This is a genomic window from Nocardia sienata NBRC 100364 (genome assembly GCF_001613205.1).
Taxonomy (GTDB): domain Bacteria; phylum Actinomycetota; class Actinomycetes; order Mycobacteriales; family Mycobacteriaceae; genus Nocardia; species Nocardia sienata.
Genome location: NZ_BDBX01000038.1, coordinates 1 through 11,764 on the forward strand (window position 1 = coordinate 1; position 11,764 = coordinate 11,764).

10 protein-coding genes are annotated in these 11,764 nt (G+C 70.0%); all 10 read left to right on the forward strand.

Annotated elements, in window-relative coordinates; translation table 11 throughout:
- Positions 1-568: 568 nt before the first annotated feature.
- The 10 genes from mihF to fmt all read left to right on the forward strand — a co-directional run bounded on the left by mihF (position 569) and on the right by fmt (position 11,310).
- The gene (gene mihF, locus NS4_RS20330; RefSeq protein WP_039825551.1) at positions 569-889 is read left to right on the forward strand and encodes an integration host factor, actinobacterial type; all 321 of its coding nucleotides are present in this window, start codon (positions 569-571) and stop codon (positions 887-889) included.
- Positions 890-909: 20 nt separating this feature from the next.
- Positions 910-1,482 (forward strand): guanylate kinase, encoded by a 573-nt coding sequence (gene gmk / locus NS4_RS20335; RefSeq protein ID WP_063061224.1) that lies wholly within the window; start codon positions 910-912, stop codon positions 1,480-1,482.
- Positions 1,483-1,544: 62 nt separating this feature from the next.
- On the forward strand, positions 1,545-1,823 hold the full coding sequence (gene rpoZ, locus NS4_RS20340; RefSeq protein WP_030521475.1) for a DNA-directed RNA polymerase subunit omega: 279 nt from the start codon (positions 1,545-1,547) through the stop codon (positions 1,821-1,823).
- A gap of 42 nt (positions 1,824-1,865) precedes the next feature.
- Complete coding sequence (coaBC, locus tag NS4_RS20345) at positions 1,866-3,086, forward strand: bifunctional phosphopantothenoylcysteine decarboxylase/phosphopantothenate--cysteine ligase CoaBC (RefSeq protein ID WP_063061121.1); 1,221 nt, start codon at positions 1,866-1,868, stop codon at positions 3,084-3,086.
- 274 nt (positions 3,087-3,360) lie between these two features.
- A complete protein-coding gene (gene metK, locus NS4_RS20350) occupies positions 3,361-4,572 on the forward strand; it encodes a methionine adenosyltransferase (protein WP_084487542.1) in 1,212 nt (403 codons plus the stop codon).
- A 158-nt stretch (positions 4,573-4,730) separates the two neighbouring features.
- The gene (locus NS4_RS33475) at positions 4,731-7,412 is read left to right on the forward strand and encodes a primosomal protein N' family DNA-binding protein (protein WP_245665592.1); all 2,682 of its coding nucleotides are present in this window, start codon (positions 4,731-4,733) and stop codon (positions 7,410-7,412) included.
- A 448-nt stretch (positions 7,413-7,860) separates the two neighbouring features.
- Positions 7,861-8,520, forward strand: coding sequence for a PadR family transcriptional regulator (locus NS4_RS20360; RefSeq protein WP_063061123.1), 660 nt, complete (start codon positions 7,861-7,863; stop codon positions 8,518-8,520).
- Between the two features lie 134 nt (positions 8,521-8,654).
- Positions 8,655-9,608, forward strand: coding sequence for an esterase/lipase family protein (locus tag NS4_RS20365; RefSeq protein WP_063061226.1), 954 nt, complete (start codon positions 8,655-8,657; stop codon positions 9,606-9,608).
- Positions 9,609-9,847: 239 nt separating this feature from the next.
- The gene (gene def / locus NS4_RS20370) at positions 9,848-10,390 is read left to right on the forward strand and encodes a peptide deformylase (protein ID WP_063061124.1); all 543 of its coding nucleotides are present in this window, start codon (positions 9,848-9,850) and stop codon (positions 10,388-10,390) included.
- Positions 10,390-11,310, forward strand: coding sequence for a methionyl-tRNA formyltransferase (gene fmt / locus NS4_RS20375; protein WP_063061125.1), 921 nt, complete (start codon positions 10,390-10,392; stop codon positions 11,308-11,310). Before def ends, fmt begins: the two co-directional genes overlap by 1 nt.
- Positions 11,311-11,764 lie beyond the last annotated feature (454 nt).

The following is an 11,764-nucleotide window of genomic DNA, read 5'->3' on the forward strand; positions in this document are numbered from 1 at the left end:
CTCGCAACACTCGACGCATACGGGTTGCGTCGGCATTCGCGGCTGGGGTCGGATGTCGGCGTAGCGCCCGTGTGGGCCGGGGATCTGTTTCTCGCGTCCGGTCCTGAGTCCTTGCATGTGCCCACCCGGCTGTCGGCTGTACGCTGTACATATTCGGACGATACGGACGCCTCGGGGGGTGCCTCGGATGGTCCGAGAGATTCCGTTTTTTGTTGCCGGAGCCGCTTCCGCTCGCTCAGCAGGGGCTCGGGCGAAAATTTCCCAGAAAATTCCTGGTAGGGCGGCTGGGAGGTAGCCAGGGGGTCGATCCGAAGTGTGGTTATCGTGCCGCTACTCCGGTTGCAGCACGAAAAGCCGCTGATGGCAGGCTATTTCGTGCACATGGGGATGGGGGCCGCAGTTACGGCAAGCAGGGATGCGGGTAGGTCGGCAAGGGGGCGATACCGGGTCCGATTCATGCCCTGACCTGGGGGGTGGGTTCGCAATCCGGGGGCGTCGTGGGTACGGTCGCTGAGACTGCCGGGTAGTTCGGCAGGTTTTGATGCAGGAATGATGAGACGGAGGAACCGTGGCCCTTCCCCAGCTGACTGATGAGCAGCGCGCCGCTGCTCTGGAGAAGGCGGCTGCCGCTCGCCGTGAGCGGGCAGAACTGAAGGATCGCCTGAAGCGCGGCGGCACCGACCTCAAAGAGGTCCTCGGTCAGGCCGAGACCAATGAGATCATCGGCAAGATGAAGGTGCGCGCACTGCTGGAAGCCCTGCCCAAGGTCGGCAAGGTCAAGGCCGAGGAGATCATGAACGAGCTCGAGATCGCGCCGACCCGCCGGCTGCGTGGTCTCGGTGACCGGCAGCGCAAGGCGCTGCTCGCCAAATTCGATCTCGGCGCCTGACACCCTCGGTGATCGAGAACATGACGAAGGGTCGGCTGGTTGTACTGGTCGGCCCCTCGGCCGTGGGCAAATCCACCGTGGTGCGATGTGTCCGCGAACGGCTGCCGGAACTGGTTTTCAGCGTCTCGGCGACGACACGGGACCCGCGTCCCGGTGAAGTCGACGGTCGCGACTACCGGTTCGTCAGCCGGGCCGAGTTCGACGCCATGATCGCTTCCGGCGATCTGCTCGAATGGGCGGATATCCACGGCGGGCTGCAGCGGTCCGGTACGCCGGCCGCGCCGGTGCGCGCCGCATTGTCGGAGGGACTGCCGGTGCTCATCGAGGTCGATCTCGAAGGAGCGCGCTCGATCCGGCGGGTGATGCCGGAGGCCGTGCTGGTGTTCCTCGCGCCGCCCAGCTGGGAGGAGCTGGTGGACCGGCTGCGCAGCCGCGGCACCGAATCGCCGGAGGTCATCGAACGCCGCCTGGCGACGGCGCGGGTGGAACTGGCCGCACGTGACGAGTTCGACACTGTGATCGTGAACGACACCGTGACCAGCGCCTGTGCGCAGTTGGTATCGTTGTTCGTCAGCACGAATTCCAATTCGTAGCCAGTTGCGCGGCCGGAGAGCCGCCGCGCAGCCGAGCCACCGACCCCGCAGGAGCTTCCTCAGTGAGCAGTACGGATACCGCTACGCCCGCCTACGACACCCCGGTCGGCCTCACCAATCCGCCGATCGACGAGCTGCTCGACCGCACCTCGTCCAAGTACAGCCTGGTGATCTACGCGGCCAAACGGGCCCGCCAGATCAACGACTACTACAACCAGCTGGGTGACGGCATCCTCGAATACGTCGGCCCGCTGGTGGAGCCGCTGCCCCAGGAGAAGCCGCTGTCGGTGGCGATGCGGGAGATCCACAGCGATCTGCTCGAACACACCGAAGGCGAATGACCCGCTGGCCGGGTGATGGGCCGATAGGGCAGGAGGCGCGCTATGGCGCGGGTAGTTGTCGGGGTGGGTGGCGGAATCGCCGCGTACAAGGCGTGCGCGCTGGTGCGGCGGTTCACCGAGACAGGTCATACCGTCCGGGTGATCCCCACCGAGGCGGCACTGCAGTTCGTGGGCACGGCGACCTTCGAGGCGCTGTCCGGCCATCCCGTGCACACCGGAGTCTTCTCGGATGTGCCGGAGGTGCCGCATGTGCGGCTGGGCCAGGAGGCGGAACTCGTCGTCATCGCGCCCGCCACCGCGGACCTCATGGCGCGCGCCGCGCACGGGCGCGCCGACGATCTGCTCACCGCGACTCTGCTCACGGCCCGATGTCCAGTGCTGTTCGCGCCCGCCATGCACACCGAGATGTGGGAGCACGCGGCGACCGTCGCGAATGTGGCGGCTCTGCGCGCGCACGGCGCCACCGTGATGGAGCCCGCGTCCGGCCGGCTCACCGGTACCGATACCGGCCCGGGCCGCCTGCCCGAACCCGAGGAGATCTTCGGGCTCGCGTCCCTGCTGCTCGAACGCCCCGACGCGATCCCGCGGGATCTGGTGGGCAGGCGGGTGGTGATCACCGCGGGCGGCACCCGGGAACCGCTGGATCCGGTCCGTTTCCTCGGCAACCGAAGCTCCGGTAAGCAGGGGTACGCGCTCGCCCGGGTCGCCGCCCAGCGTGGTGCCCAGGTCACGCTCATCGCCGGCAACACCATCGAGATGGCGCCACCGGCCGCGGTCGAGCTGGTCCACATCACCACGGCCGAGCAGCTGAAAACCGCGGTCGACAAGCACGCGGTCGGCGCGGACGCGGTGATCATGGCCGCCGCGGTCGCCGATTTCCGGCCCGCCACGGTGGCCGCCGCCAAGATCAAGAAGGGCAAGGACGAACCCGACACCATCGCCCTGGCCAAGAACGAGGACATCCTCGCCGGTCTGGTCCAGGAGCGCCGGGAGGGCCGGTTGCCCGGAACGGCCATTGTCGGATTCGCCGCCGAAACCGGCGACGCGGACGGCGACGTGATCACCCACGCGCGGGCCAAACTGGCCCGTAAGGGCTGCGATCTGCTGGTGGTGAACGCGGTGGGCGACGGTAAGGCGTTCGAGGTCGACACCAATGACGGCTGGCTACTGCGCGCGGACGGCAGCGAACAGGCGCTCGACCACGGATCCAAGGCGTTGCTGGCCAGTCGTGTCCTCGACGCGCTGGGTCCGCTGCTGAGCTGAGCCCCGGGCGGCCCGCCGAACCGCGGAATCCGTCTGTTGCCACGGCCGTGGCGATGCGAGAGGCGCTCGTCGAGGGCATGAACGCGATACGATCCAGCCCGCTGGGGGTGCGCGTGCCGGGGAGCGGGCACACGTGGTCGGAAACCCGTCCAGGATGGTGTCCGAAACCCCAATTACGCCGCCCGTTCTAATAGTCTGGGAGTCCAGGGGCGAGACCGGAGCCGTGCGCTACGGTCCCTCCGGACACGAGTAACCGTTGAGGAAGAGGGAAACTGTGCGCACGTCCGGTAGCCGGCTATTCACCAGTGAGTCCGTGACCGAAGGTCATCCGGACAAGATCTGTGACGCCATCAGCGATTCCATCCTCGACTCACTCCTGGCCCAGGATCCCCGCAGCCGGGTCGCCGTGGAAACCATGGTGACCACCGGTCAGGTGCATGTCGCGGGCGAGGTCACCACCGAGGCCTATGCGGATATTCCGCATATCGTCCGGGAGAAGATCCTCGAGATCGGATACGACTCCTCGGCAAAGGGATTCGACGGCAACTCCTGCGGTGTCAATATCGCGATCGGTGCGCAGTCGCCCGATATCGCGCAGGGTGTCGACACCTCCCATGAGGCGCGGGTCGGCGGTTCCGACGACGAGATCGAACAGCAGGGCGCCGGTGACCAGGGCCTGATGTTCGGTTACGCCAACACCGACACGCCCGAACTCATGCCGCTGCCGATCGCGCTGGCGCACCGGCTGTCGCGCAAGCTCACCGAGGTCCGCAAGACCGGTGTGCTGCCGTATCTGCGGCCGGACGGCAAAACGCAGGTCACCATCGAATACGACGGTGACAAGGCGGTACGGCTGGACACCGTCGTGGTGTCCACCCAGCACGCCGCCGATATCGACCTGGACAATCTGCTGGCCCCCGATATCCGGGAAAAGGTGGTCGACGCGGTGCTGGCCGATATCGCCATTCCCGACCTGGACATCTCCGATATCCGCCTGCTGGTGAATCCCACGGGCAAGTTCGTGCTCGGCGGCCCGATGGGCGATGCCGGCCTGACCGGCCGCAAGATCATCGTCGACACCTACGGCGGTATGGCCCGCCACGGTGGCGGCGCGTTCTCCGGTAAGGATCCGTCGAAGGTCGATCGCTCGGCCGCCTACGCCATGCGCTGGGTCGCCAAGAACGTGGTCGCCGCCGGTCTGGCGGATCGGGTCGAGGTGCAGGTCGCGTATGCGATCGGCAAATCGGCGCCGGTCGGGCTGTTCGTGGAGACCTTCGGTACCGAGAAGGTCGATCCGGCCCAGATCTCGGCGGCGATCACCGAGGTGTTCGACCTGCGCCCGGGCGCGATCATTCGCGACCTCGATCTGCTGCGCCCGATCTACGCGCCGACCGCCGCCTACGGGCACTTCGGCCGCACCGATATCGATCTGCCCTGGGAGCGCACCGACCGCGCGGACAAGCTGCGCGCCGCCGCCGGACTGTAAGTCCCACGTCCCGCGTGGATCGACCACCCACCGACACCCCCGCCGACCCCGAGCCGGCGGGGGTGTCGGCCGAGTCGGGGCCGGTGCGCCGCCGGGGCGCTCGTGCGAAGAAGACCACGACTTCGGACCCCGCGCAGGTCGAGAACCCGGTCGCCCGGGTGCTGCCGCTGCTCACCCCCGCGCACCTGGACCGCGATTTCGACTATCTGGTGCCGCCGGAGCTCGACGATATCGCCCGTCCCGGTGTGCGCGTCCGGGTCCGGTTCGCGGGGCGGTTGGTGGACGGTTATCTGCTGTCGCGGCATCCCGTATCGGACCATCCGGGCAAGCTGGTCCGGCTGGAGCGGGTGGTATCCGCCGAACAGGTACTCACCCCGGAGATCCTGCGCCTCGCGACGACCGTGGCGGCACGGTGCGCCGGAACCCGTGCCGACGTACTGCGGCTGGCGATCCCGCCGCGGCATGCGCGGGTGGAGAACGGTGGGCCGGCGAAGAAGGGCGAGGAGTCCGACGGGCCGACTGTTTCGGCAGTGTCCGCGGCGGCGGGGCCGAAGCCGGAGCGCGGCGCAGATGACGGGCCGGGCACGGACGCCGGGTCGGATGTGGGTGCCGGGTCCGGTGTGGCCTGCGGGTCCGATGTGGATGCCGGGTCCGGTGCGGCCTCCGGGTCGGATGTGGGTGCCGGGACATGCGTGAACGCCGAGTTCCAGGCGGATGCCGTGCCGGGGACAGGCGCCGACCCCGGAGCAGTCGCCGGGGCGGGAGCAGGAGCCGGGCCGCGGATGGACACTGCGTCGGGTGCGCACGCCGGGCCGCGTCGAGACGCCGATCCGGGACCAGATGCCGGATCGGGCAGTTACGCGATGTTCGGTGCCGACGCCGAGCTGGCTGCGGATGCCGGGTCGGGTCTGGAGGCCGCCACGAGTGCGGACGCCGAGTCGAGTGCGGACACCGGGCCGCGCGCGGACCACAGACCGAGCACTGGCAACGGCGTGGACGCGAGCGCCGAGGTGGGCGCGCCGAGGTATGCCGGCACAACGGCCGGTTCCGGCTCTGGCGGTGCGGTGGTGGCGTTGCGTGTGGCCGGCGCGCCCGGAGCCTTGGAGGCACCAGGGGAATCCGCCGGTTCGCCGGTTCGCTACTCGGGTACCGGCGGCGTGGGGGCACGAGAGACGGTCCGCTCCGATGCGGCGGAACGCACGGCGTTACCCGAGGTGGTGGACGTCGGCGCCTGGCGCCGGTACCGGCACGGGGACGCCTTCCTGACCGCACTCGCGAGCCGCCGGGGTCCGCGGGCGGCGTGGCAGGCACTGCCGGGAGAGGACTGGGCGCGGCGACTGGCCGAACTCGCGGCGGTGGTGGCCGCCGACGGCCGCAGCGCGATCCTGATGGTGCCCGACCAGCGCGACCTCGACCGGGTACTGCGCGAATGTGAACGGCTGGTAGGTGATTCGGCCGTGGGATTGTCGGCGGGGCTGGGCCCGGCGGCACGGTACCGGCGCTGGCTGGCCGTCCTACGCGGTACCGCGCGCGTGGTGGTGGGCACCCGCAGTGCGGTTTTCGCGCCCGTCGTGGATCTGGCTCTCGTTGCGATCTGGGACGACGGCGACGACACCTATGCCGAACCCCGCGCCCCCTACCCGCACGCGCGGGAGGTCGCCATGCTCCGCGCTCACGACACCGGCGCGGCCTTCGTCGCGGCCGGGTACGCCCGAACCGCCGAGATCCAGGCCGTCGTGGAAACGGGATGGGCCCACGATCTGCTCGCCGATCGGTCGATCGTACGGACCGCCGCGCCGCGGATCAGCGCCCCGGGGGACAGCGATGCCGCGCTCGAACGCGATCCGATGGCGCGCGCGATCCGGATCCCCGCCGCCGCCTTCACCGCGGCCCGTAAGGCGCTCGCTGCCGGATCCGGCGTGCTGGTGCAGGTGCCGCGCCGCGGGTACGTTCCGGCGCTGGCCTGTACGAAATGCCGAACACCCGCCCGGTGCCGCCGGTGTGCCGGGCCGCTGTCGTTACCCGGATCGGATCGGCCCGCCGGTGACCCGGGGACGGCGCACAGTCCGCTCTGCCGCTGGTGCGGGCGTACCGAGGCGGCCTTCCGCTGCCCGGCCTGCGGGGGCCGGGCGTTGCGCGCCGTGGTCATCGGTGCGGCGCGGACCGCCGAGGAACTCGGCAGGGCATTTCCCGGGGTGCCCATCCGCGGATCCAGCGGTGCGGCCGTACTGGACACGGTGCCGCCCGGGCCCCAGGTCGTGGTGGCCACCGTCGGGGCCGAGCCATTGCTCGCCGGTGGTTACGGGGTGGGGTTGCTGCTGGACGGCTGGGCGCTGCTCGGCCGCGCCGATCTGCGCGCTGCCGAGGACGCGCTGCGCCGTTGGCTGAGCGCCGCGGCTCTGGTGAGGTCCGACGGTGAGGTACTGGTGATGGCCGATCCGGCCGTACCCACCGTGCAGGCACTGCTGCGCTGGGACCCGGCCGGCCACGCGGCCGCCGAACTGGCGCAGCGGACCGAGGTCGGGTTTCCGCCGGCGGTGCGGATGGCGGCGGTCGACGGCACCCCGGACGGGATCGCCGGTCTGCTCGCCGCCGCCGAACTCCCGGCGGGGGTGGAGATGCTGGGCCCGGTGCCGTTACCTCCGGCCGCGCGGCTGCCCTCCGGTGCCCGCGGCGACGCCGGGGATCCGGGTGCAGAAGTCGAACGGGTGCTTCTGCGTACGCCGCGAGCGCGTGGTGCGGCGCTGGCGCGGGCGCTCACGGCGGCGCAGGCGGTGCGGAGCAGCCAGCGGGCGGAGGCGCCGCCGCGAATCCAGATGGATCCGCTGGAAATAGGCTGACCCGCGAGCCGTGTGGCGCCTCGGGCCTTCCGGCAGAGTGTAAGAGCGGGCGGGCGGTCACGTCCGGGCGATGCCACTGGCCGGTATCGATGCGCGGAACCGGTATCGCGGTCGCTTCCCTCGATCGCGATCCGCCGGCCGATCCCGCGGGCTTGCCGAGTGCCTTTTCTGATGCGACGGCCCGCCCGGCATGGCAACCGATCCTCCGGGCCGGATCCGAGCGTCCCGCCGGATGCGCCACCGGCACCCATCCACAAACCTCCGGCGGCCGGTCGCATGGCACCCCTTCGTTTCGGCAGTACCCGCTCTGGCGGGTGCGAGCCGGTCGACTGCGCTGTTCGCGTTGTCTCGTGACGATCGAGGAGTTCTCGGCCAATAGTTGCGTTGGATAGATTGCCGATATATCGTCGATGCTATGCAAACCAATCGAGTGGCTCGGGAGGCTGCTATGGAGAACATCGAGAACGCGGAATTTCGTAAGGGTCGCCGGCGGCGGGGGCGCGGCCCTCGTCCGGGTGGTTTCGGTCCGGGCGGGCCGTTCCGTCACGGTGGCCCGCACGGCTTCGGTCCGGGATTCGGCGGGGACTTCGGTCCCGGCTTCGGTCCGGGTTTCGGCCCGGGCTTCGGGCGCGGCCGTGGCCGCGGCGGCCGCGGCCGCCGCGGCGACGTACGGGCGGCGATTCTGCTGCTGCTCGCCGAGCGCCCCATGCACGGCTACGAGCTGATCCAGCAGATCCGCGAACGCAGCGACGACCTCTGGCGGCCCAGCCCGGGATCCATCTATCCGGCGCTGTCGCAGCTGGAGGACGAGGGTCTGATCGCCATCGAGAAAGTGGCCGGTCGTAAGACCGCGCAACTGACCGAGACAGGGACCGCCCATGTTACGGAGAAACGGGCGGAGCTCGGGGACCCGTGGGCCGAGGTCAAGGAAGGGGTCGGCGCGCACACCAGCGATCTACGGGCCCTGATAGGCCCGCTCATGGGCGCGGTCGCGCAGGTCGCCGCGGCGGGAACCCCGGAACAGGCGGCCAAAGCGGCCGAGGTGCTGACGGAGGCGCGGAAAGCGTTGTACCGCATCCTCGCCGAAGATGAGGATTCCGGAAAGTAACGGGGTGATCAAAACCTCCGGCCTCGGTTTTCCCCCGAACCGGCAGGGTGGAAGATTGTGGTGTGAAACAACTTCGATGGCCGACGGGGCGGGGCAGGTCACAAATCGGCAGGCGTGTCCTGCGGGCGGTGACCGTGGCTGTCGCACTGGCTGGGTCGGTGTTGCTCGCGAGTGTCGAGAGCACCGCCCAGCCGGCCGGTTACCTCCCCGCGTCGGTTCCCACGGATCCCGCTCCACCGCAACCCGACCAGCTGGGGGCGGTGCTCTATATGAAATCCCATCCGAACGCGGTGCCGCGCGGCGCCAACGATTTCGGATGTGTCCCGGACGCGGCCCATCCACGGCCGGTGATCCTCGCGCACGGCACCGACGCGAGCGCCTATACGGACTGGTCGGTCATCGGGCCGCAGCTCGTGGACCACGGCTTCTGCGTCTTCGCGCTGAATTACGGCGGGAAACCGGGTGCCGGAACCTACGGCACCGAAGACATCGTGCTGAGCGCCTACCAGATCGCGCAGTTCGTCGACGAGGTACGCGCCGCGACAGGAGCCCGGCAGGTCGATCTCGTCGGCTTCTCCCAGGGCGCCAATGTCACCCGCTACTACATCAATAAACTCGGCGGCGCGCCCCACGTCGGTAACTGGGTAGGCCTGGCCTCACCCACTTACGGCGGGGTCCTGTACGGACTGGTCCCGATCGCCCAGCAGCTTCCGGGCGCGATGGAACTGGCGACACAGGCGGTCTCCGTGGCGGCGGTCCAGCAGGTACAGGGATCGCCGTTCATGCGCGAACTCAACGCGGGCGGCGACACCGTGCCGGGGGTGAGCTACACCACGATCGGCAGCCGGGTCGACGAAGTGATCCAGCCTTTCGGCAATATCGCCCTGCGCGGGCCGGGGGCACACAACATCGTCTTGCAGGACCGCTGCCCGGTCGACCTCACCGGCCACTTCCACATGGTCTACAACCCGTATGTGTTCCAGCTGCTGTTCGAAGTCCTCGACCCCGAACACGCCCCCGAACCCGTATGCGTGCCGGTAGCGCTGGGGACCGGCATCCCCCAAGTGATCATCGGCGGAAATATCTGATGCCGGGTCGGCGGTGTCGCTTCCTGCGCCGCGGGCCGGGGCCCTCGTGACCCGGTTCTGCACTCTGTCACCGGTCGCTGCGCTCCTGCGTTCGCTCGCTCCGGGACCGGGGCGGGCCCGGACCACGAATGCTGGGCGTCCGGAGTGAACGGAGGTGTGTACGGAGGCCCTGAGCACGGCCGTGCCGGGCTACCTAGAATGAGACCTTCCTGCCCTGCCTCATGCCTTCGGGAGCTACCGTGACCGTCCAGTCCGTCCGCCTCTTCGGCGATCCGATCCTGCGAGCCCGCGCGGCGGAGGTCACCGAGTTCGGCCCCGAACTGCGGCAGCTGGTGACCGATCTGACCGACACCATGTACGACGACGGCGGAGTGGGAATGGCGGCCCCGCAGATCGGTGTCGGTCTGCGGGTGTTCGTCTACGACACCGGCGACGCCCGCGGACATCTGGTCAACCCGATGTGGACCGCGCTGGACGAGGAGGAGCAGATCGGCCCGGAGGGCTGCCTGTCCATCCCGGGAGTCAATCACGACACGAGGCGGGCCATGCGGGTACGGGTGACCGGCGTGGATATGGACGGCAAACCGGTCGAATTCGAGGCCGAGGGGCTGCTGGCGCGTTGTGTGCAGCACGAAACCGACCACCTGGACGGCACTCTGTTCATAGACCGGCTCGATCCGCCCGACCGGAAGCAGGCCATGCGTACCATCCGTGAATCCGACTGGTTCATCGCCGGGCTGACCGTCCGCCCGAGCCGCGCCCTCGCCGAGCGGGACCGCTGATGCGGGTCGTCTTCGCCGGCACGCCCGACCCGGCGGTTCCGTCGTTGCGCCGGCTTCTCGATTCCCGGCACGAGGTGGTCGCCGTGGTGACGCGGCCCGACGCCGTCGCCGGGCGGGGCCGGAAGCTGAAACGCTCACCGGTCGGGCAACTCGCCGACGAACACGGAATACCGGTCCTCACCCCGGACAAGCCCGGCGACCCCGAATTCGTCGAGGCGCTCATGGAGTTGGCGCCCGACTGCTGCCCGGTGGTCGCCTACGGCGCGTTGCTACCGCCGCGCGTGCTCGAGATCCCCAAGCACGGCTGGATCAATCTGCATTTCTCACTGCTGCCCGCCTGGCGCGGCGCGGCGCCGGTCCAGGCCGCCATCGCGGCCGGTGACGAGATCACCGGTGCGTCCACCTTCCGGATCGAGGCCGGGCTGGACACCGGCCCGGTCTACGGTGTGGTGACCGAGCGGATCGGGGTCACCGATACCGCCGCGGATCTGCTCGCCCGACTGGCCGACAGCGGCGCGGCCCTGCTGGAGCAGACTCTCGACGGTGTCGAGGACGCAACGCTGCAGGCGATCCCGCAGCCGGCGGACGGGGTCTCCTATGCACCCAAGATCACCGTCGAGGCGGCGCAGGTCCGCTGGGATCAGCCGGCGCTGGCGGTCGGCCGCGCCATCCGGGCGGTGACCCCGCTTCCGGGAGCCTGGACCACGGTCGGCGGAAACCGCCTCAAACTGGGGCCGGTGGAACTGGTCGAAGAGGCGCTGCCCGAACGGCAGATCGAAGTGCGCAAGAACGGTGTTCTCGTCGGTACCGCCACCACCGCGGTACGGCTGGACCAGGTGCAGCCGCAGGGCAAACGGATGATGGCCGCACTCGACTGGGCACGCGGTGCCCGGCTGGCGCCCGGCGCGGTGGTCGAATGACCGGCTCGGGCGGTGACCGGCCCCGGGGCTTCCGGCGTCACGCAGAATCCCGCCCGGCGGAGTCCGACGCCCCACGGAACGAACCGCCGGAGCGTCGCGGTGCTCCCGGGCAGAGCGGCCGTTCGGCGGAGTCCGGGCAGGATCGGGGTCCGGCCGCATCCCGGCGGGGCGAGCGTCCGAGTGGTTCGCGGGAGGGTGAGCGTTCGAGCGAGGCCGGGCAGGGGCGGCGTCCGGCGGGTTTCCGTCAGGGTGAGCGTTCGGCCGGTTCCGGGCAGGGGCGGCGTCCGGCGGGTTTCCGCCGCGGTGAGCGTACGGCCGGTGCCGGTCAGGATCAGCGTGAGAGTGGTCACCGCTCGGACCAGCGCGCCCGCGGTGACCGGCCGGACCGTCCGGCCGGTCCTCGCCGAGACCGTCCGGCCGGGGAAGCCCGGGGTAAGCCCGATGGCCCCGCCGG